This window comes from Planctobacterium sp. AWM4_229, from assembly GCF_056160305.1.
In genome coordinates this window covers 413,526-434,373 of the sequence record NZ_JBSWWX010000001.1, presented here as the reverse complement: position 1 = coordinate 434,373, position 20,848 = coordinate 413,526, and the positions used below count along the sequence as shown (strand labels likewise).

19 protein-coding genes are annotated in these 20,848 nt (G+C 46.2%); 5 read left to right on the top strand and 14 right to left on the bottom strand.

What is annotated here, in order from left to right; all coding sequences use genetic code 11:
- Window positions 1–10 precede the first annotated feature (10 nt).
- The 6 genes from ACXAGP_RS01905 to ACXAGP_RS01880 form a co-directional block, all read right to left on the bottom strand.
- On the bottom strand, window positions 11–604 hold the full coding sequence (locus ACXAGP_RS01905) for a YdeI/OmpD-associated family protein (RefSeq protein ID WP_475259175.1): 594 nt from the start codon (window positions 602–604) through the stop codon (window positions 11–13).
- A gap of 117 nt (window positions 605–721) precedes the next feature.
- Window positions 722–1,918: a radical SAM family heme chaperone HemW gene (gene hemW / locus ACXAGP_RS01900; RefSeq protein WP_475259173.1), complete on the bottom strand. Its 1,197-nt coding sequence runs from the start codon at window positions 1,916–1,918 to the stop codon at window positions 722–724.
- Complete coding sequence (locus ACXAGP_RS01895) at window positions 1,908–2,522, bottom strand: XTP/dITP diphosphatase (RefSeq protein ID WP_475259172.1); 615 nt, start codon at window positions 2,520–2,522, stop codon at window positions 1,908–1,910. The genes hemW and ACXAGP_RS01895 overlap by 11 nt, the downstream gene beginning before the upstream one ends.
- Before the next feature lie 9 nt (window positions 2,523–2,531).
- On the bottom strand, window positions 2,532–3,749 hold the full coding sequence (srmB, locus tag ACXAGP_RS01890; RefSeq protein ID WP_475259171.1) for an ATP-dependent RNA helicase SrmB: 1,218 nt from the start codon (window positions 3,747–3,749) through the stop codon (window positions 2,532–2,534).
- A 110-nt stretch (window positions 3,750–3,859) separates the two neighbouring features.
- A complete protein-coding gene (locus tag ACXAGP_RS01885; protein WP_475259170.1) occupies window positions 3,860–4,423 on the bottom strand; it encodes an acyloxyacyl hydrolase in 564 nt (187 codons plus the stop codon).
- 130 nt (window positions 4,424–4,553) lie between these two features.
- Window positions 4,554–5,786: a multifunctional CCA addition/repair protein gene (locus tag ACXAGP_RS01880; protein ID WP_475259169.1), complete on the bottom strand. Its 1,233-nt coding sequence runs from the start codon at window positions 5,784–5,786 to the stop codon at window positions 4,554–4,556.
- Between the two features lie 151 nt (window positions 5,787–5,937).
- Here ACXAGP_RS01880 and ACXAGP_RS01875 point away from each other — a divergent pair, with 151 nt between their 5' ends.
- Genes ACXAGP_RS01875 through ACXAGP_RS01865 form a run of 3 tightly spaced genes read left to right on the top strand, consistent with a single transcriptional unit; the run spans window position 5,938 to window position 8,713 of the window.
- Window positions 5,938–6,849: an ExeA family protein gene (locus ACXAGP_RS01875; protein ID WP_475259167.1), complete on the top strand. Its 912-nt coding sequence runs from the start codon at window positions 5,938–5,940 to the stop codon at window positions 6,847–6,849.
- On the top strand, window positions 6,842–7,954 hold the full coding sequence (locus tag ACXAGP_RS01870; RefSeq protein WP_475259166.1) for a general secretion pathway protein GspB: 1,113 nt from the start codon (window positions 6,842–6,844) through the stop codon (window positions 7,952–7,954). Before ACXAGP_RS01875 ends, ACXAGP_RS01870 begins: the two co-directional genes overlap by 8 nt.
- 60 nt (window positions 7,955–8,014) lie before the next feature.
- Entirely contained in the window at window positions 8,015–8,713 is a 699-nt protein-coding gene (locus ACXAGP_RS01865; protein ID WP_475259165.1) for a hypothetical protein, read from the top strand.
- A 381-nt stretch (window positions 8,714–9,094) separates the two neighbouring features.
- Here ACXAGP_RS01865 and ACXAGP_RS01860 read toward each other — a convergent pair whose 3' ends face one another.
- From ACXAGP_RS01860 to ACXAGP_RS01825, 8 genes are all read right to left on the bottom strand, one after another.
- A complete protein-coding gene (locus ACXAGP_RS01860; protein WP_475259163.1) occupies window positions 9,095–10,303 on the bottom strand; it encodes an HD-GYP domain-containing protein in 1,209 nt (402 codons plus the stop codon).
- Between the two features lie 113 nt (window positions 10,304–10,416).
- Window positions 10,417–11,019, bottom strand: a complete 603-nt coding sequence (leuD, locus tag ACXAGP_RS01855) for a 3-isopropylmalate dehydratase small subunit (protein WP_475259162.1) — start codon at window positions 11,017–11,019, stop codon at window positions 10,417–10,419.
- A 1-nt stretch (window position 11,020) separates the two neighbouring features.
- A complete protein-coding gene (gene leuC / locus ACXAGP_RS01850) occupies window positions 11,021–12,424 on the bottom strand; it encodes a 3-isopropylmalate dehydratase large subunit (protein WP_475259161.1) in 1,404 nt (467 codons plus the stop codon).
- A complete protein-coding gene (leuB, locus tag ACXAGP_RS01845; RefSeq protein WP_475259160.1) occupies window positions 12,424–13,521 on the bottom strand; it encodes a 3-isopropylmalate dehydrogenase in 1,098 nt (365 codons plus the stop codon). Before leuB ends, leuC begins: the two co-directional genes overlap by 1 nt.
- 4 nt (window positions 13,522–13,525) lie before the next feature.
- The gene (leuA, locus tag ACXAGP_RS01840; RefSeq protein WP_475259159.1) at window positions 13,526–15,085 is read right to left on the bottom strand and encodes a 2-isopropylmalate synthase; all 1,560 of its coding nucleotides are present in this window, start codon (window positions 15,083–15,085) and stop codon (window positions 13,526–13,528) included.
- A 544-nt stretch (window positions 15,086–15,629) separates the two neighbouring features.
- The gene (locus ACXAGP_RS01835) at window positions 15,630–16,286 is read right to left on the bottom strand and encodes a hypothetical protein (protein WP_475259158.1); all 657 of its coding nucleotides are present in this window, start codon (window positions 16,284–16,286) and stop codon (window positions 15,630–15,632) included.
- A gap of 56 nt (window positions 16,287–16,342) precedes the next feature.
- On the bottom strand, window positions 16,343–17,635 hold the full coding sequence (gene eno / locus ACXAGP_RS01830; RefSeq protein WP_475259157.1) for a phosphopyruvate hydratase: 1,293 nt from the start codon (window positions 17,633–17,635) through the stop codon (window positions 16,343–16,345).
- 117 nt (window positions 17,636–17,752) lie between these two features.
- Complete coding sequence (locus ACXAGP_RS01825) at window positions 17,753–19,384, bottom strand: CTP synthase (RefSeq protein ID WP_475259156.1); 1,632 nt, start codon at window positions 19,382–19,384, stop codon at window positions 17,753–17,755.
- A 279-nt stretch (window positions 19,385–19,663) separates the two neighbouring features.
- On the opposite strand from ACXAGP_RS01825, the gene ACXAGP_RS01820 reads away from it, so the two are divergent.
- Both ACXAGP_RS01820 and ACXAGP_RS01815 read left to right on the top strand, forming a co-directional pair.
- Entirely contained in the window at window positions 19,664–20,083 is a 420-nt protein-coding gene (locus ACXAGP_RS01820) for a response regulator (protein WP_475259155.1), read from the top strand.
- A 346-nt stretch (window positions 20,084–20,429) separates the two neighbouring features.
- Window positions 20,430–20,837, top strand: coding sequence for a response regulator (locus ACXAGP_RS01815; protein WP_475259154.1), 408 nt, complete (start codon window positions 20,430–20,432; stop codon window positions 20,835–20,837).
- Window positions 20,838–20,848: the final 11 nt, after the last annotated feature.

The following is a 20,848-nucleotide window of genomic DNA, read 5'->3' as shown; positions in this document are numbered from 1 at the left end:
AGCATTTTTTCTAGCTTTTAAAACCAAAGCCGGGCTTTTCCTGATTGAGCAACATCGTCATGAATTTATCAAAGCGCCGTTGTCGGGTTTCACTGCGCTTGGCATTGCACAGGCCATAGGCAATGGCATAGCGGCTGGATTTGGGCAGGGTGTTATAAAATGCCTCTACCAAAGGCTGAGCTTTAACCGCAATGATAAAATCTTCTGGCACCTGCATTTGGCTGGCGGGGGCGTAGGCATTCTCCCACCGCCCGTCGGCTTTGGCCGTTTCCACATGCACCATGCCTGGCGCTTGCATACGTCCTTCAGCTATCAGCCTTGTTACATGTTCGGTGTTTATTTTGGACCAGTTGCTGCCGGGTTTTCTCGGGGTAATACGCTGCAGATAAGCCTCGCTATCCAATGATTTTTTGATGCCGTCTATCCAACCCCAACAAAGCGACGTAATAACTACATCGTTCCAGGTAACGCTGGGGATCCCCGTGGCTTTTTTAAAGATTTTCACCCACAGTTCGGTTTCGCAGGCATGGTGCTCCTGCAACCAATTGTACAGCGCCGCTGAGCAGTCGAAGGCTTTGATCTTTTTTTTGTCGGGTTCTGGCATGTTAGTGGTCTTTGTTGGGGGCTGTCTTTGTTGCGAACAATCTACTTAAGAATAGCAATAATCGAGACAAATTCTGTCAGTAGTATCGCTTGCCCGGCACAATTACTTGCAGTTCAATTATTCCAAAAACAGTGTCAGTAGTTCATTCAAGTAACGCTTTCCTAATTCCGAAACTTGCCAGTGCGATTCGGTTTCAACAATAAGCCCTTTTTGCAACGCGCTGTTAAGGCGGGATTTGATCTCTTCCATCTCCGGGCTTAAACCCGTTCGCTGTAACAGTTCAGCTTTTGGGCACGCTTCAAGCAGGCGAAAGCGATTCATAAAATATTCAAACCCCAAATCTTCCTGTTCCACAGCGGATTCCTGGAACAGTTTATTGCGGGTCAAATCCATATAACCTTTTGGGTGTTTGGTTTTGGCACTGCGGATGATGCGGCCATCATTAAGTGTGACTTTGCCATGGGCACCGCAACCGATACCGAGATAATCACCAAAACGCCAATAGTTGAGGTTATGGCGACACTGTTGCCCCGGTTGGCTGTAGGCGGATATTTCATATTGAACGTAGCCCGCTTCTTGTAGCAAAGCATCGCCTTGTTCCTGAATGTCCCACAATATTTCATCTTCTGGCAGAGTCGGCTGCCGGGAGTGGAATAAGGTATTGGGCTCAATGGTTAACTGATACCAGGAAAGATGAGGGGGATTAAGGGCTATCGCTTGTTTTAAATCTTTAAGCGCATCCTCAACGGATTGCTCTGGCAGGCCATGCATGATGTCAATATTGAAACTGTTCAAGCCAACACTGTGAGCTATCTGCGCGGCATTGCAGGCCTCATCGCTATCGTGAATGCGTCCAAGGCGAGACAGTTTTTGGTTGTCAAAGCTCTGCACACCGATGGAGATGCGATTCACACCAGCCTCCACATAGGCCTTGAAACGCTCAGCTTCTACCGTACCTGGATTGGCTTCAAGAGTAATTTCAATATCCTCACTAAATGCGATGCGCTGCTGTACGCCCTGTAGCAGGGTTTTCATGGCTTCACCGCTGAACAAACTGGGGGTTCCACCGCCGATAAAAATGCTGCTTAAGGGGCGAGTTTCTGTGTTGTTTGCCAGATAACGTGCAATATCCTGTTCCAGATCCTGCAACAAGTGCATTACGTACTCTTGTTCAGGTAAATCCTGTTGCGATTGACCTTGTTTGATACCGTGGGAGTTAAAGTCACAATAGGGACATTTCTGTACACACCAGGGAATGTGGATATACAAGGCCAGCGGTATGTGTTGGTTATTTAGGGGAATTTCAGGATTCAACTAAGACACCTGCGGTGATCAACTGGGGCAGTAATAATTCAATGGCTTTGCCGCGATGACTGATTTGATTTTTTTCTGCTTTGCTAAGCTGTGCCGCGCTGCGTTGTAATTCCGGCAACCAGAACACCGGGTCGTAGCCAAATCCTTCTGTTCCCGTCGCTTGATTCAGGATTTCACCGCGCCAGATACCTTGTGCAATCACTGGTGTTGGGTCATCTGCACTGCGCATAAATACCAGACAACAATGAAACTGAGCACCGCGCTGCTCTCTTGGTGCGTCTTGCAGTACATCTAATAATTTGGCGATGTTGTCCTGATCGTTAGCTTCTTCTCCAGCAAAGCGCGCCGAATAAATACCGGGTGCACCACCCAAGGCATCTACCGCTAAACCTGAATCATCGGCTATAGCAGCTAAACCGGTTTCTTTGGCGGCATGACGGGCTTTGATAATGGCATTTTCTACAAAGGTTGAGCCCGTTTCTGCAACGGAAGACACCGCAAAATCTGACTGGGGACGCAGCGTTATATTAAAAGGAGCCAGCACATTGGCCAGCTCTTTTACTTTGCCCTGATTACCTGTGGCGAGTACGAATTCTTGAGTCACGGGATATCCTTACTTTTTGGGCTTTTTAGCCGCCTTTTTGGTGGCGGCCTTTTTCTTTTTGGCTTTTTTAGCCGGCGTTTTTGCCACTTTGTGTTTCGGCTCCAGGCCTTTCACCTTTTGTGGTTTGATGGTATCTCCAGTAAAGCGGCTGATTTTGCCCATCATTTCCATGTCGTGGGCTTCCACTAATGATATGGCGTTGCCTTTTTTACCGGAGCGGCCGGTGCGTCCAATACGGTGCACGTAAACATCGGCAGAGCGAGGCAGATCGTAATTAATTACATGGCTGACATCCGGAATATCAATACCGCGGGCAGCCACATCGGTCGCCAGCAGAACCGGGCTTTCGCCATTTTTAAACGCGGCAATGGCCTTGTTGCGTCTGTCTTGGGGCATTTCACCTTGCAGAAACACATAGCGGATATTCTGTGTTTGTAACCAATCTGCCAGCTCCGCCAGGCGTTCACGGGTTTTAATAAACACCACACTGCGTTGCACTTCTTCACTGTTAAGGTAATGCAATAGCAGCTGGCGTTTATGCTCCAGCGTATCGGCAAAGTGGATCCATTGCAGGATCTTAGGGCGCTCCTTGCGCGACGGGCTGGCTTCTACAGAAATCGGATCATTGAGGATAGTCAGGGCAAATCGTTCTACGTCTTTACTGTCCAGGGTGGCGGAAAACAGATGAGTTTGTTTACGCCAGCGAGCCTCGGAACAAATCTGGCCCACTACTGAGCCAAAACCCATATCCAACATGCGGTCGGCCTCGTCCAGAATGATCCATTCCAGCTCGCGGCAATCAAAGGCTTCTCTTTCGATATGTTCGAATAGTCGACCAGGGGTAGCAATGACGATATCCACATTGCTGTCTAACAGATCCAGGTCTGAGCCATAATTGATGCCACCAATGATGGTACCCGAGGTGATATCAGTATAAGCCGCAATTTTCTGGGTTTGCTCTTGTACCTGTAATGCCAGTTCACGGGTTGGCGTTAAGATCAGGATACGTGGGCCATGGGGTTTTTTGGCCGGAAAGTCCAGCAAGTACTGGCATGCAGGTAAAACAAACGCGGCGGTTTTTCCCGTGCCAGTGGGAGCACTGGCTAAAACGTCTTTACCATCCAGCGCCGCTGGTATTGCTTCCATCTGGATACTGGTGGGCTTTTTAAAACCCATTTCCGCCACTGCACGACACAGTTCATCGTCCAGCTGTAATTCTTCAAACATGTGTAAACCCATCAAATTTTTGCGGGATTATACCTGTTTTAAACTTTGGCGTTGAGAAAAAAGAAACGTCCTTGTTAAGTTGGGGAGCACCCCCTAGGTATGAAGAAAGTCTAAAAATGGTAAATGTAAGCAATGTTAGCGAAATCCATGCCCGGATTGTCATCGTTCAGGCCGCCGTTGGAGTAGTGCATATAGCGCAGGGCGATGGACTCCCGAAGGTTTTCACCGAACTCGAAAATTAAGCCAAGGCGGTCTTCAAATTGATAATGACTGCCGATATCTTTACCAGCAAAGCGGGTATCTTCCACCAGAGAAATACCGATGCCAAATTCCCATTTAATCGGGTACTTGTCATAAATACGCGCAAATTCTTTGCTGAAAACCGGAGAGATAGCAAAGGCAAAATTGGTTTCGTGTTGAACCGGGTCGCCAAACTCCCAAAAGTTCAGGCTAAACTCCCAGTAAACATCCAGTTCACCCAACCATTCAAAACTGTCAATTTGGGTAACCACCGGACGATAGCCCAGACGCACACCTTTTAAATTACCTTCGCCATGTAAATATTCGACCGATACGGCCTGGTCGTAAGTTTCTTGTAGTTGCCATTCGTCGGCCTGTGCTGAAAAAGCGGATGCGGCGAACAGCACCAGCGACGCTAATAAACCTTTAAACATAAATATATCCACTCAGATTTGATTTGTACCGAATGGTATATAAATAAAATGCAAAAGATTAGCGTTAAAAATAGATTAATACGTTCTAAAATATAGAATCAAATTAGGTTGAAATGATTTTTACTAAAAATTAACTCGCTGTTTGCTGAGACTTAACGTCTGTAACAGCCTGGCAACGTCTTAACGCCAGTTCTGATTTAATCTGGGCTCCGGAAAATCCATCGGCAATGATATTTTTTACATCGATGTTTTTAGCAACCTGGTAGCATTGCAATAAATAATCTCGCTGGGGGTAGGGCTTGTGCTCAAAATGTGTGCGGCCTTTGGCATCGGCTTCGCAAGCCAGCAGTAAATCTTCAAAGCGCTCTGGTTTGCGCCAGGCATCCAGGGTATCAAATAGTTTGATGACGGTTTGTGGCTTTAATTCAAAGGCTCTGTGCACATTACCGTGATGTTCGCAGGTGAGTCGTGCTAGCTCCGATTCAGCATTAGGGGCTTTGATGCGTTTGCATAATGTTTTAACCAGAGGAACGCCGGCTTTTTCATGGCCGTGATGACTAGGCCAGTATTGCGGGTCAGTTAAACCTTTACCGAGATCGTGGAGCAAAGCGGCAAAACGCACGGTGATCTTGTCGCTCAACAGGCTCGCTTGCTGAAGAACCAACATGACATGCACGCCGGTGTCGATTTCAGGATGCCACTTTGCCGGGTTAGGCACACCCCAAAGCGCGTCTAATTCTGGAAACCAATCATCGAGTGCATGACAGGCTTTCAGGGTTTCAAAATACACCTCGGGATTTTTTTCCGACAAGGCTTTAGCGGTTTCTACCCATACGCGCTCTGCAGAAAGCGTGCTGAGTTCACCAGATTGGGCAATCTGAGTCATGAGCGCCAGAGTTTCCGGGGCAATACTAAATCCATATTGTTTATAACGAGCGGCAAATCTGGCAACTCGCAATACCCGCAGTGGATCTTCGATGAAGGCATCAGAAACGTGACGCAAAATACGGTTCTCAAGGTCCGCTTTGCCGCCGTAAGGGTCTTGTAACTGGCCATCTTCAGATAACGCCATGGCATTCACTGTGAGGTCGCGCCGGATTAAGTCTTCTTCTAAAGTAACGGAGGTGGAAGTATCGGTTTCAAATCCAGTGTAGCCACTACCGGATTTGCGCTCTTTTCGGGCCAGTGCGTACTCTTCTTTAGATTGTGGATGCAAAAAGACCGGAAAGTCCTTGCCAACCTGTTGGTATCCGGCGTCTAACATCTCCTGCGGAGTAGCGCCTGTTACCATCCAGTCTTTGTCTTTTACCGCACGTCCCAAAAGTTGATCACGTACTGCACCACCTACTAAATACACTTGCATCGTTGTTGAGATTCTTCATTGCCCGTTAATACTTAGCTGCTATTATGCCAGAAATTGTAATTTTTATTTTTGATGTTTTGACTTAATAAACACAAATCGTCAGGATAGCCATCCAGAATGATTTGATTCAGAAAAAACCGGACGCGCAGATATGTATCTGAACTATTTTGGGTTAAAGGATAATCCATTTTCCATCGCCCCCAATCCCGAATACCTCTTTATGAGCCCGAGGCACAGAGAGGCCTTAGCTCATCTTACTTTTGGCTTAAGAGAAAGCGGTGGCTTTGTTATGCTCACAGGAGAGGTGGGCACCGGAAAAACCACGGTTGCCCGCAAACTCTTGCAGGACTTGCCCGAAACCACACAAGTGGCAATGATCTTAAACCCCACGCTGTCAGCGCTGGAGTTATTGGCCACAATCTGTGATGAGCTGGGTATCGAGTACGAGCGACAGTTGTCCAGTTTGAAATATTTCACTGATTTGATTTTGAAAAAGCTCAGTGATAATCATCAGAACAAGAAAAACACCATTCTTATCATTGATGAAGCGCAGCATCTGATGCCGGAAGTGCTTGAGCAATTAAGACTGCTTACCAATCTTGAAACCAATCGAGAAAAATTGATGAAGGTGGTGCTCATTGGCCAGCCTGAATTACAACAATTGTTAAAACGCAACGAGTTGCGCCAGTTGGCACAGCGTATTACGGCGCGCTATCACCTATTGCCGCTGACAGCGGGAGAGGTGAAAGAATACGTAGCCCACCGTTTACAGGTGGCCAATGGTGACCGAGGAGTATTCTCTCCCGGTGCCATTCAAGCGGCTTATCAGATAACCGGCGGCATCCCTCGGGTTATTAATCTGTTGTGTGATCGCGCATTGACCATTACTGCCAGCAAACAAATGTTGTCGGTGAAGCGTCACATATTGGTGGCCGCGGCGCGACAAATTTTAGGTGAGGACGTAGTGAAACAACGCCAGGGTAAACGACAAACATTGATGCTGGCCGCATTGTTTGCGGTGAGTGTTGCGCTTGGTTTTGTAACAGGGAGTTGGTATGGCTAAGCAAATCAGTATTCAGGACTTAAAGCCGGGAATGTTCATACTAGGTATTATTGAGCAAAACGGACCAGTAAAAATCAAGAAAACCGGCTTAGTGACTAGTGCAGAAATGGTGCAGGGCTTGGCCGAGATGGGGGTTTTGTCACTGGCTATCGATCTTGAAAAGACCGTTGAGATTGAGGTGGAGGACAGCCACCATGTTTCTCAAACTCAGTTTGTGATGCAGGCCAATGAAGAAACTCCGAGGCATGATGCGGATAACCAGCTGTCTGAACAGTTTAATCGCAGTTTGTTTATGCCCTCATTACAGCAGGTGCCCTCTGCCTGGCAATATTATGGTGCGCAAGTTGGTATCGCTGCTTTGGTGGTTGTGATTGGTTTTTTGCTGGGTTGGTTTGGCAGTAATATTCCGGCGCTGTTGTCTGATAAACAAGTGCTGGTTGTGAATACAACGCAGCAAAATGGTGCAAGCGAGGCTGAAGTTAGTGATGTCTCTGCACCTGATGAATCTGCACAGCAAGAGACTCAATTACAAGATACAGTGCTCGATGAATCAGTGAAATCTGACACTGAGTCTACATCCGTGTCTACTGAGCAGCCTATGGTGGCTCAAAATCAGATCGTTACATCCCAAAATCAGCCTGTGGCGCCTCAAAACCAAGCACCTCAGGTCGATAACAATACTATTGAGCCAGGTGTTGATGAGACACAAGCGGCACAAAATACGCAAGAGTCCGTCGTATCCCCAGAGTTGCTGAAGCGATTTGAGGATGCCATGGCCGAGCTGGAACGGGAATCTTCGCCAGTGGTCGCTGATGATGGGGAAACCCTTGAATATGGCGATGTCAGTAATGATTACAACAGCACACAAGTGCAGCGGGTGGATCAGCTGCCTGCACGGGTGATGACACGCTTACCCAGCATGTCATTTTCAGCTCATATGTATGCGTCTAATCCCAGAGACCGTTGGGTTAAATTAAACGGTATTGAGATGGGCGAGGGTGAGTGGCTGGATGATAAGCTGTTTATTGAGCGTATTGAGCCACAGCACGTTATTCTGGTGTTTGAAGGCCATCAGTTTAGTATGCGTGCCCTCTCTGAATGGTAAAGTGTGGATGGTAAGTGCCGGCTGTGGCACGAGCTTGTTTAAACTGTAAGGGGCTGCAAGTTGCAGGAAAGTGAAGCCAGAGCCTATTTTTTGCGGGATATGCGCAAGGCGAATAAAAACGTGGAGCAGTTTTATCAAGCTGCTCACGAATTCGGCTCGAAAAAACACGTTCAGCAGTTTCTTGAGGCTTTTCGCAGTGCCCACGCTGGCATAACCATTTTTGAATACCGCAAACCAACAAGGCATCCCTGGCACTTTAATCACACCTTTTTTTATATCGAACCTAAAGCTATTGAAGAGGATGGTATAGGTAAACTGTTGTTGGTTCAGCAAACCACCCTGGATTCCAAAAAGTTGGTTAAAGGGGACTTGAGCGATATTTTAGACGTACAGGTAACACGAGATCTGGTGATCCACGAACACTTCTTTACTCGTTTGATCCAAAGGGCAGATTTAAGCGGCCTTAAAGCGGCACTAGAGATAACGGCCCATTCGCTAGCGGATATTCTGGTGCAGATTAAATACGCCCTGACGCAATTCGAAGAGGGACAAACACTGCACATGGTATTCCACGATAAAGTGTTTATTGTTACTTGTGAACAAGGTGGTAAGTTACTGATATTTAAAACCGTGATCCTCGCTGAGTTTATGACCGATAGACAAAAAGGAATTTATTCCGGTGCGATTGCCCAAGCCAAAACCTCGAAGAAAGGTTTCATTTTCCTTAAGGAAGACCATCAAGATTTTGAGTTTGTTTAAGTTCAGCCTTCGTCAGTATTAAGTGTGTTGCTGAATATTTGAGCAAACGATTCAGAAATCGCAATTTGTTTTAAAGTTTTATGACATGGCTGTCGATATCTCTCACAGGTAGGTTTTTATTGTGAGTGTTAAAGATGGGTTCTCAAGTTGTACCGTCAAATATATTGCGTCTTTGGTTTTGGATGATTGACAATTCCGGCTCAGTTGAACTGGAAAGAAGCGCCACTGAATCCATTCTGAAATTTTATACTGATATGAATGTCGCCAGGAAAGAGCTGGAGATGCCCAGCCACTTTTAATCTTGTTCACTATCAGAAGTACAGGGCAGGCAATGCTGTTTCTGCCCTTCAAACTCTTATCTCTTTTAGTCTTCCAAGCACACTAAATCGAGCTTAAAAATACATCCTTGAAAAACTTAGTGAGATTGATTTTAAATTCGTCTGGTCTGACGGTGGATTCAATTTCGTCTGCCACTTTGGATAAATCCACTTTTTTCAGTTCTGTGTGGGCTCCGCTGGTAACACTGTAAAAGCACATCACTAGTGGTTTAATAGGCTCATCCTTATTGGCTTTGACGATAATACCCAGTTTACCGCTTTTGAGTTTTACCAGTGAACCGACAGGGTGAACGCCAATGCAACGAATGAATTGTTGCACCAGCGATTGATCGTATTTGCCTGAGGTATCAGATAATAATTTTTTCAATGCGGCGGTAGGGGTCATGCCTTTGCGATAAGGTCGATCACTGGTCATGGCGTCGTAACTATCGATGATGGCGGCCATACGGCCATAGGTGTTGATCTGATCACCTTTTTTGCCTTCCGGATAACCTGAACCATCAAGACGCTCATGATGGTCCTGGATGACGCTTAGCACCACTTCAGAGACTTCTTTCTCTTGTGATATCAGCTCTACGCCAAAATCCACATGCATTTTTATCAGTTTGTAATCGTCAGCGTGAAATTTATCGCCTTTTTGCAACAAGTCATCAGGAATGGTGGCCATGCCAGTATCCATCAGAAAGCCGCCCAAGCAGAGTTCTTCGGTTAGTTCTTTATCGAACCCTAAATGGCGAGCAAAGATAGCCATGTAGATAGCACAGTTAACACTGTGCTCCCAGATATAGTCTGGTGCATCTTTAATCAGTGAAACACAGGACAGGGCATTGGGGTTGTCGAATATACTGTCAATGATCTCTGTTGAAACATCACGGATACCATCCACGTTAGCCACTTCACCATTGCGCACTTTGTCCAGTAACTTACTGTGAGCTTGCTTGGCCTGGTCATGCAATTTTTGCGATTGAATCAGGGCATCGGATAACGATTTGACGGGAGCAGTTGGCTTTTCGGGCTCCGGATCCACTTGTTCTTCCGGTTGGTGCTTGGCTATTTCTTCCAGGTTACTGCGGGAGTAGTCTACCTCTAACTCCAGAATCCCTTTTTGCTTCAAAATGCCAATCAGCTCAGCACGCTTGATGAGTCCTTGTGATTTGACTTTCAACTGACCACTTTGTTTTGTCACCCGGCTGACAAACATGCCCGGGACTAATTCATCAATAGAAATAATGGCAATCTGGTTTTGTTCCATAATGTGCTTACAGCTTTAAGGTCTTTAGAAAATTGTTCAGAGAATGAAGTATTGCCAATATCATTGATATTGGCAATTAAACTAAAGAATTAGTCAGTGAAGTTTTTGATACTTTAGGCGTACCAGGCGGGCACTTTTGCCTCATAAGCGTCAATATGAGGAGCACTTTCCAAGGTTTGTCCGATGGCATCCAGGCCTTTGATGAGGTTGTTTTTATGGTGTGGCTCAATATCAAAATGAAAAGTTTCGCCGTTCACCGTCAGGCTTTGCTCCGGTAAGTTGATTTGAATCTCACAATCTGGATTATTGTTAACGGCTTCGAACAATACGTCCATTTGTGCGTTATCCAATGCGACAGGTAACAATTGATTGTTCATACAGTTGCCATAAAAAATGTCGGCGAAACTGGTGGCGACAACGATCTTAAAGCCATAGTCGGTGAGTGCCCATGGAGCGTGCTCCCGGCTTGAGCCGCAACCAAAGTTCTCTCTGGCTAACAGAATCGAGGCATTTTTGTATTCCGGTTTATTTAATACAAAGTCCGGATTAGGCTCTTTTTCCTCCAGGTCCAGATAACGCCAGTCGTGAAACAAGTGCTTGCCAAAACCTGCGCGGCTCACCGAGGTTAAAAACTGTTTAGGAATAATTTGGTCGGTGTCGACATTGGCGCTGTCTAACGGCACTGCTGTACCGGTGAATTCAGTAATTCCACTCATGTTATTGTACTCCATACTGTCTGACATCAACGAAGTGACCGTTCAATGCTGCAGCCGCAGCCATTGCCGGACTTACCAGGTGAGTGCGTGCACCACGCCCCTGGCGACCCTCAAAATTCCGATTACTGGTGGATGCGCAGCGATCTCCTGGCTGTAGGATGTCGTCGTTCATACCTAAGCACATTGAACAACCCGGTAAACGCCATTCGAAACCAGCATCAATAAAGATCTGGTCCAATTGCTCGGCCTCCGCCTGCGCTTTTACTTGAGCAGAGCCCGGCACTACGATGGCGGTAACGTTATTAGCAACTTTACCTTGTTTGGCAATTTGTGCTGCGGCGCGTAAATCTTCGATGCGGCTATTAGTACAAGAACCAATGAATACGTTGTTTACCGCTAAATCTGACAGCTTTTGTCCGGCTTCAATGCCCATGTATTTCAGGGCTTTTGTGGCAGAATCTTTCTCAACTGAATCATCAAAATCAGCGGGGCCTGGGATTGGGCTATTAACACCAATGACTTGGCCTGGATTTGTGCCCCAAGTCACTTGTGGTTCGATATCTTCTGCTTGCAGTGTTACTACGGTATCGAAGTTAGCATCTGGATCGGATTTAAGCGTCGCCCAGTCTGCTACAGCAACCTCCCAGGTATCGCCCTTAGGCGTGTAGTCTCTGCCTTTTATGTAGTCGATAGTGGTTTGGTCGGGAGCAATTAACCCTGCTTTGGCACCGGCTTCAATACTCATATTACAAATGGTCATGCGCTCTTCCATGGATAAGGCTTCGATGGCGCTGCCCGCGTATTCAATAACATAACCTGTGGCACCTGCGTGACCAATCTTTCCAATTATGGCCAGAATAATGTCTTTTGCTGTGATACCTGAGGGCAGGGTACCTTTTACGTCTACCTTCATGGTTTTGGCTTTGCTCTGTTTCAGCGTTTGAGTGGCCAACACATGCTCAACTTGAGAGGTGCCGATACCAAACGCCAAGGCGCCAAAAGCACCGTGAGTCGCTGTGTGAGAATCGCCGCACACAACTGTCATGCCTGGTAAGATTAATCCCAGCTCAGGGCCGATAACATGCACGATACCTTGTTTTTGATGACCCACAGGGTAAAGCTCAATGCCATTGGCTTCGCAGTTGTTCATAAGTGTTTGTAACTGCAACTGATTAGCCGGTCCACAAGCATCAATTGCCAATGAGCGGGTAGAGATACTGTGATCCATAGTGGCGAAGGTTTTGTCAGGGCGACGGACCTTACGGCCTTTTTCTGCTAATCCTGCAAACGCCTGTGGCGATGTTACTTCGTGAATTAAATGGCGGTCGATGTAGAGCAGAGTATCGTTTCCTACCTGGTCTACGATATGACGCTGCCAGATTTTTTCGTATAAGGTCTTAGCCATTAGTTGCTCTCCTTGATGGCTTGCGCGATAAAATCACCCACTTCAGATGTGGACTTGGCTTCGTGGCGCTTATCTGCTGGTAATAATTCTGCCGTCAGGATTTGTGCTTGCAATGCCGATACAACTGCGGCATCAATCGCATCAGCTGCGGCGTTCTCGTTCAGGCTGTAGCGCAGCAGCATAGATAAAGACAGAATTTGCGCAATAGGGTTGGCGATACCTTGCCCTGCAATATCGGGGGCAGAGCCGCCGGCCGGCTCGTACATACCAAAGCCTTGCTCATTAATACTGGCTGAGGGTAACAAGCCCATGGAACCGGTGATCATGGCACATTCATCAGAGATGATATCGCCGAACAAGTTAGAGCACAGCAGTACGTCGAAGTCTGACGGATAGCGGATAAGCTGCATGGTGGCATTATCGATGTAGATGTGATCCAAGGCCACATCCGGGAAATCTTTAGCCACTTCTTCTGTGACTTCGCGCCATAATCGGCTACACACCAGGACATTAGCTTTATCCACCGATGTCACTTTTTTGCCACGCTTTTGTGCCGCTTCGAATGCAATCTTTGCTATTCGGCGGATTTCGCGGCGGCTGTAGCGCATGGTATCAAAGGCGAATTGCTCTTCACCTTCGCCTTCCATGCCTTTGGGCTGGCCGAAATAAATGCCGCCAGTAAGTTCTCTGACAACCAGTACGTCAAAACCACTGGCAGCAATGTCAGCACGAAGCGGGGAAAAGGACTCAAGGCCCGGATAAATGCGAGCAGGACGCAGGTTGCTGAACAAACCAAAATGGCTGCGCAGTGTTAATAACGCGGCACGCTCTGGACGTTGCTCCAAAGGTAGATTGTCCCACTTAGGGCCGCCGATTGAGCCAAACAAAATGGCATCAGCTTGCTCACATCCTTTGAGTGTTTTCTCAGGCAAGGCGTGGCCGTCATTATCGATAGCATAACCACCTACGTTAAACTGCTCAGTTGTAATGTTTAAATCAAACTTGTGTTTGATGGTGTCCAGCACTTTCAGTGCTTCATTCATTACTTCCGGGCCTATGCCATCTCCGGCAAGTACTGCAATATGTTTTCCTGACATGGTTTTATACACCTGCTATTCGTTTTACTTGTTTTTTCTGTTGATCAATTTGATCTGCCAGATAGGTATTGTTCATCACATATATTAAGGCTTTTACGCCGGCCTCTACGATATCCGTTGCCAATCCGATACCACTGAAGCGACGGCCATTGTAAGTGGCGATCACGCTGACTTGTGCAAGCGCATCGGCACCTTCGCCTTTTGAGTCCAGTTTAAAGTCAACTATCTCAATACTGTCTCGACCTGTCGCTTTTATAATGGCGTTAAACGCGGCATCAACAGGGCCATTACCGGTGGATGACTCGGTAACTTCCTGGTCGCCAAAAGCCACAATGACTGTAGCGTTGGGGACGATATTTTTACCAGCATTAGCATGCAAATAATTAAGCTGGTAATAAGCTTCGTCCTGACGTGTTTGATCGAAGAACACCAAGGCTTCTAAATCGTAATCAAACACTTGCCCTTTTTTGTCAGCCAATTTTAAGAACGACTGATACAGCTTGTCTAAATCAAAATCCGTATCCTGATAACCCAATTCATGCATTCGATGTTTAATAACATGGCGGCCAGAGCGTGAAGTTAAGTTAAGGTTGTTTTTGTTAATGCCCACGGATTCGGGGGTCATAATCTCATAAGTGTTTTGCGCTTTTAATACACCGTCTTGGTGAATACCTGAAGAGTGACTAAAGGCATTGGCCCCCACAATGGCTTTGTTGGCCTGTACTGGCATGTTACACAACTGGCTAACCAGTTTAGACGTTCGGGAAATTTCTGAGCTTTGGATATTGGTTTGCAAACCCAGCAATTGTTCGCGGGTTTTCAGGATCATGGCAATTTCTTCCAGCGAAGCATTGCCGGCGCGCTCACCGATACCGTTGATTGTACATTCTACCTGACGAGCACCATTTTCCACTGCCGCTAAAGAGTTGGCTACCGCCAGGCCTAAATCGTTGTGGCAGTGCACGGAAATAATCGCTTTGTCGATGTTAGGCACGCGATTAAATAGATTGTGAATTATACCGCCAAATTCAGATGGGGTAGTGTAGCCCACCGTGTCTGGAATATTCACTGTCGTGGCACCCGCATTGATGGCGGCTTCCACCATGCGGCATAGATAATCAATATGAGTCCTGCCCGCATCTTCACATGAAAACTCAATGTCGTCGGTATATTTTGCGGCGTGTTTAATGGCTGCTACGGCCATGTCCACCACTTCATCATTGGATTTCCGCAATTTGGAATCAACATGAATGGAGGAGGTGGCGATAAAAGTATGGATGCGAAACTGCTCAGCAACGCGCAATGCTTCACCACAGGCATCAATATCTTTTGCCATGGCCCGTGACAAACCACACACAGTGGCATTTTTTACTTCTTTGGCAATGGTTTGCACTGACTGGAAATCCCCCGGTGAAGAAACCGGGAATCCTGCTTCGATGATATCCACGCCTAAGCGCTCCAGTGCCAGCGCAATCTGGAGTTTCTCCTTAACCGTTAAACTGGCGGGCAATGCCTGCTCGCCATCACGTAAGGTGGTATCAAATATCTTTACCTGATTGTCCATGTGAACTCCCGATTTGCTGTGCTATATACAAAAAAACCCGTGCTGTGCACGGGTTTTTCAAGAATGCTTTTCGTTGTTTACTTACAACTCACCCGTGCAGTTTTGCCTGCCATAAGGAGAATGAGGAGTGAAGTAAATTTAATCGCCATTGTGTTGTATTTGTCTCAACGTTTAACTAAGTGTATTTGTAACGTTTATCAGGGGGTGGGTCAATAGCGATACCAGGGTTTTTATAACGAAAGCGAAAGTTTTTGGTTATATCCCATGTTAAAAACATTCAAACTGGTTGGATGTGTTGTGAATTGAGACTTTGGTTAGGATGTTTATCCTATTTTGTTTTCATCTGTCGCTTGAGTTTTGGTTGAGTGAGGGTGTTAGGTTTTAGTGTTGTTGGCCGGCTAAATCCATTGTCCGCATCGCCGACTAATGTTCCCTAAAAAATTGGCGTTCACTACATCCATGTAGCTCGCCAATTAATATTCCCGACAAAATCGGCATTCACTACATCCATGTAGCTCAATTCGAACCTACAAAAACGCGGCAATTACACAGGGAAGCGGAAATTTTTCCAGTGGATGGTAGTGGAGAGTAGAAGCTCTCTTAAACTGAGTTTGCGAGGATGAGTTGTACCTTTATGGCTCCAGCGATGACCGCAACAAGCCGAAGTCATGATGGCTTTAGACGGTTTTTGCAGTATTATTAGTTGCTGCTGTTTGTTTTGCAGTACAGGCTGGGTTTCTTCTTCAGCGATAAGAGATACCCAATTATTTTTATTGAGATGAATTCGACCATTGGGCAAATCCATAATATCAATGGAGTCCAATTCCAGATAGATATGCTCAAAGTCCATAATCAGCACAGGCACCGGCAAACCATAACAGGAATGCTTCATGTACCATTCCACGGCTTCTTCTGTAAGATAGGGTTTTCCCGGACATTTTTTGGGTTGTTTCAACTGCCAACTGGCGTTGTGAATATCCACTTCCATGGGATTTTCAGTTGTAAGCAACTTATACGCGGCGTTTTTAACGTGGTAGGAGAGGCCAGCTAATTTACGCTGGATTCGAACCGTATCCAGATTATCTTGTTTGGCGATATCCAATAGTGTGGACTCGAACAAGGCAGTACAAATCTCGGCATATTCCAATTGCTGCTCACTGCCATGGAATATGGAGGTTTGGATATCGTTACTGTCAAACATGCTTAGGGGTCTTTAAGTGTTGCCACCATTTTAGGGTGGCAACATTCTGTCAGATCTTATTGACCTTTGATAGCAGAACGGCCTGCATATGCAACGCTGCTGCCTAATTCTTCTTCGATACGTAATAACTGGTTGTATTTAGCAACACGATCAGAACGACACAAAGAACCGGTTTTGATTTGGCCCGCTGCAGTACCTACTGCCAAATCGGCGATAGTGGCATCTTCAGTCTCACCTGAGCGGTGTGAGATGACGGCAGTGAATCCTGCATCTTTAGCCATTTTGATGGCTTCCAGCGTTTCAGTTAATGAACCAATCTGATTGAACTTGATCAGAATGGAGTTACCTACGCCGTTTTCAATGCCGCGAGACAAGATTTTGGTGTTCGTTACGAATAAGTCATCACCAACCAGCTGGACTTTGGCACCGATTTTTTGTGTCAGTTCAGCCCAGCCATCCCAGTCGCTTTCGTCCATACCGTCTTCGATAGACACGATTGGATATTTAGCCGCGAGTTCTGCCAGGTAATCAGTAAAAGCTGAAGGTGTGAAAGACTTGCCTTCGCCACTCAGATTGTAGCTGCCTTCGCTATAGAACTCAGATGAAGCGCAGTCCAAAGCCAGTGTTACGTCTTTATCCATAACATAACCGGCGTTTTCAACCGCTTCTACGATAACCGCCAGGGCTTCTTCATTGGATGCCAGGTTCGGCGCAAAACCACCTTCATCACCTACTGCGGTATTCAGGCCTTTGCCATTTAATACTTTTTTCAGGCTGTGGAAAATTTCAGCACCCATGCGCAGCGCTTCTTTGAAGTTTTCTGCACCTACTGGCTGTACCATAAATTCCTGGATATCGACGTTGTTATCAGCGTGTTCACCACCGTTGATAATGTTCATCATAGGCACTGGCATACTGAATTGGCCAGACGTGCCATTTAAATCGGCAATGTGTTGATAAAGTGGTACTTTCTTTTCCATAGCGGCAGCTTTGGCTGCAGCCAATGAAACAGCCAAAATAGCATTGGCACCTAAGTTCTCTTTGTTTTCGGTACCATCCAACTCGATCATGATCTTATCAAGCGCAGCTTGTTCAAGGGCGTTTTTACCCAACAGCGCTTGTTGGATATCACTGTTTACAGCTGCAACGGCTTTAGTTACGCCTTTGCCCAGGTAGCGAGATTTATCTCCATCGCGTAATTCCAACGCTTCACGAGAACCCGTAGATGCACCAGAAGGAGCACAGGCACGGCCCCAAGCACCTGATTCAAGGTAAACGTCTGCCTCTACAGTTGGGTTGCCACGTGAGTCTAGTACTTCGCGACCTACAATCTTTGTAATATTTGCCATAAATATGTTCCTGAAATTATTTTCCTGAAAAGGTTCGGAATCAATCTGCTAACGCTAGCAAAAACGCGTCACATTCGCTATGAATATGGCCGCGTTTTCGCGCAGCTTTATTGCAGACTAATTATTATCTTTGTTGTATTTTCCCGCAGCTGCGACGAATCCTTCGAATAGCGGGTGTCCATCCCTGGGTGTAGAGTTGAATTCAGGGTGAAATTGTCCTGCCACAAACCAAGGGTGGTCATCGTTTTCGATGATTTCTACCAGGCGTTTGTCAGTGGACAATCCAGTCACTTTCAGACCTGCTGCTTTTATTTGTGGTAACAAATTATTATTCACTTCGTAGCGATGTCTGTGACGCTCGAAGATTGTATCTGAGCCATATAAATCATGAACTTTACTGCCGGGCTCAAGGTGGCAAAGCTGACTGCCAAGACGCATAGTACCACCGAGATCAGAATCTTCAGATCGTACCTCAGTGTTACCTGTTTCATCCAGCCATTCGTTGATCAAGCCCACAACCGGGAAGGGGCTTTCAGGATCAAATTCAGTACTGTTGGCGTTTTCCATACCCGCCACGTTACGGGCGTATTCGATCAGTGCTACTTGCATACCCAAACAAATACCCAAATAAGGTACTTTGTTTTCACGGGCATACTGTGCCGTACGGATTTTTCCTTCGATACCGCGCTCACCGAAACCACCGGGCACCAGAATGGCATCAAGACCTGCCAGCACCGCTTCACCTTTGGTTTCAACGTCTTGTGAATCAATGTATTTGATGGTTACATTGAGACGATTTTTTAGTCCCGCATGCTTTAGTGCTTCGTTGACTGATTTGTAAGCATCCGGTAACTCGACGTATTTCCCCACCATACCCACAGTGATTTCACCCACCGGATTTGATTCTGCGTAAAGCACTTGTTCCCATTCGCTTAAGTCCGCTTCCGGACACTCGATACCAAAGCGGTTTACGACAATATCGTCCATGTTTTGCGCTTTTAGCATGGCAGGGATTTTATAGATGCTGTCGGCATCGCGCAGTGAGATTACTGCTTTTTCATTCACGTTGGTGAACAATGCGATTTTGGAGCGTTCGTTGCTCGGCAAGGGCACTTCTGAACGGCATACCAACAAATCCGGTTGAATACCGATAGAGCGTAACTCTTTCACTGAGTGTTGCGTAGGTTTGGTTTTGATTTCGCCGGAGGCCTTCATGTATGGGATAAGCGTCAGGTGCATGTACATGGCACGCTCACGGCCGATTTCTGTTCCCAACTGACGAATGGCCTCAATAAAGGGCTGAGATTCGATATCACCTACCGTGCCACCAATTTCAACAATGGCGATGTCGGCGCCTTCGGCACCATCTACAATACGGCGTTTGATTTCATTGGTAATATGAGGAATTACCTGGATAGTGGCGCCCAGAAAATCGCCACGACGCTCGCGTTTGAGAACTTCTTCGTACACTTTCCCGGTAGTAAAGTTATTGCGCTTGGTCATGCGAGTGCGAATGAAACGCTCATAGTGACCCAAGTCAAGGTCAGTCTCAGCACCATCATCGGTAACAAAAACCTCACCGTGCTGGATAGGGCTCATAGTGCCCGGATCGACGTTGATATAAGGATCCAGTTTCAGCATGGTTACTTTAAGGCCCCGTGCCTCTAAGATTGCGGCAAGCGATGCTGCGGCAATACCCTTACCAAGTGATGATACAACACCACCAGTTACAAAAATATAATTCGTCATGTAAAACCTAAAGGATACGTTTGAGCGCCAAGAGGTGGCTCAAAGAGACTGTCAGATGGCGCTACAGTATACTGAAATGCCACTTTGCAAACAACGAGTTATGTAGAATCTTTTGCAAATAAAGTGAATCTGGGGAATATATCTGTCCATTTTAAGTGTGGGGTGCTATTTTTACCTTATAACTTCTTTTTTCCTTTTTTATGCTGAGCGATAATGGTGCTGTTACAAAGCGTCAAACGCGGTTCAGCATAATTTTTTTATTTGTAAGGGAGAGCAGGAATGGAAAGGGATACCATAGTTTTTAGTAGCAACATTTTGTTGATTGACGACGATGAGAAGGTTCGTACCTTCCTCAAAATCATATTGCGGACATTGGGCTTTATTAACGTAGATACCTGTAATGGTGGTTTAGACGTAGAGCGCAGGATGAGCATCAAACCCTACGCTTTGATTTTTCTGGACATTAATATGCCTGGGGTGGATGGTATGTCTCTGCTCAAACTGATTCTGCAAAAATATCCGAATACCAGAGTGGTTATGTGCTCTGCTGATAGTACGGCACAAAATGTTAAAAAAGCCATGACTGCAGGGGCCGCTGGATTTTTAGCTAAACCTGTACTGGCTAAAAACATTATCCCCCTGTTCGATAAAATGGGGGTTGTGTATGACGACCTCGTTTCGGAACAGCGTTCTCATTGACACGACTAAGCACCCCCATCATTTGTTTGTTATTGGCTGGCAATAATGTCTTGCCCGGTTTAGGCTTGGGCACGACAACGTTTGCATCCGCCGAGCCTTTTTCCTGGCTCGAATAGGTTGCTATACCTTGCAGATTTCGCGTCTGATTATTATTTCTATTCTTTTTCTGGAGTTCGATGTTTGGTTAAACAAATAACCTGTTATCGGAGTAAAGTGGTTAAAAGTCTTTTTTGGGCCTTACCTTTCGCGTGTTTTGTGCTACATATTTAGATGCGAGAGCTAATCAACTGCGATTGGCAGAACTCAACTTGTCAATTCCAATTCTAACAAACCAGGGCGAGCTTACGTGGCAAAGGACGATATAGATTTTAGTACCGATATTTTGGTGGTGGACGATGACGAACAGATCAGGAGTTTTATACGTATTATACTAATGAAATTGGGGTTTGCTAGTGTCGAGACTTCCAGTAATGGTCAGGACGTGATCAATAGAATGCGCCTGAAAAACTACGGATTGATTTTTCTCGATATCAATCTGCCTGGTGTTGATGGCCTATCGCTATTGCGATTGATCCATGACAAGTATCCTAAAACCAAAGTGGTAATGTGCTCTGGCGATAGTACCGCCAAAAATGTTAAAGAAGCCATGGCAACGGGGGCAGTAAGCTTTTTGGCTAAACCGGTGCTGGCCAAAAACCTCATGAATCTGTTCGACAAATTAGGCGTGGACTACAAAAATTTGCTTGCTCACTAATCGCGAAAGTC

Excerpts from the sequence above, each read along its gene's own strand:
- ACXAGP_RS01835 (WP_475259158.1), bottom strand. The coding sequence starts at position 16,286 with ATGTTTGACAGTAACGATATCCAAACCTCCATATTCCATGGCAGTGAG.
- ACXAGP_RS01875 (WP_475259167.1), top strand. The coding sequence starts at position 5,938 with ATGTATCTGAACTATTTTGGGTTAAAGGATAATCCATTTTCCATCGCC.
- ACXAGP_RS01825 (WP_475259156.1), bottom strand. The coding sequence starts at position 19,384 with ATGACGAATTATATTTTTGTAACTGGTGGTGTTGTATCATCACTTGGT.
- ACXAGP_RS01885 (WP_475259170.1), bottom strand. The coding sequence starts at position 4,423 with ATGTTTAAAGGTTTATTAGCGTCGCTGGTGCTGTTCGCCGCATCCGCT.
- eno (WP_475259157.1), bottom strand. The coding sequence starts at position 17,635 with ATGGCAAATATTACAAAGATTGTAGGTCGCGAAGTACTAGACTCACGT.
- leuC (WP_475259161.1), bottom strand. The coding sequence starts at position 12,424 with ATGGCTAAGACCTTATACGAAAAAATCTGGCAGCGTCATATCGTAGAC.
- ACXAGP_RS01880 (WP_475259169.1), bottom strand. The coding sequence starts at position 5,786 with ATGCAAGTGTATTTAGTAGGTGGTGCAGTACGTGATCAACTTTTGGGA.
- srmB (WP_475259171.1), bottom strand. The coding sequence starts at position 3,749 with ATGTTTGAAGAATTACAGCTGGACGATGAACTGTGTCGTGCAGTGGCG.
- ACXAGP_RS01860 (WP_475259163.1), bottom strand. The coding sequence starts at position 10,303 with ATGGAACAAAACCAGATTGCCATTATTTCTATTGATGAATTAGTCCCG.
- leuD (WP_475259162.1), bottom strand. The coding sequence starts at position 11,019 with ATGAGTGGAATTACTGAATTCACCGGTACAGCAGTGCCGTTAGACAGC.
- leuB (WP_475259160.1), bottom strand. The coding sequence starts at position 13,521 with ATGTCAGGAAAACATATTGCAGTACTTGCCGGAGATGGCATAGGCCCG.
- ACXAGP_RS01905 (WP_475259175.1), bottom strand. The coding sequence starts at position 604 with ATGCCAGAACCCGACAAAAAAAAGATCAAAGCCTTCGACTGCTCAGCG.
- ACXAGP_RS01870 (WP_475259166.1), top strand. The coding sequence starts at position 6,842 with ATGGCTAAGCAAATCAGTATTCAGGACTTAAAGCCGGGAATGTTCATA.
- leuA (WP_475259159.1), bottom strand. The coding sequence starts at position 15,085 with ATGGACAATCAGGTAAAGATATTTGATACCACCTTACGTGATGGCGAG.
- ACXAGP_RS01820 (WP_475259155.1), top strand. The coding sequence starts at position 19,664 with ATGGAAAGGGATACCATAGTTTTTAGTAGCAACATTTTGTTGATTGAC.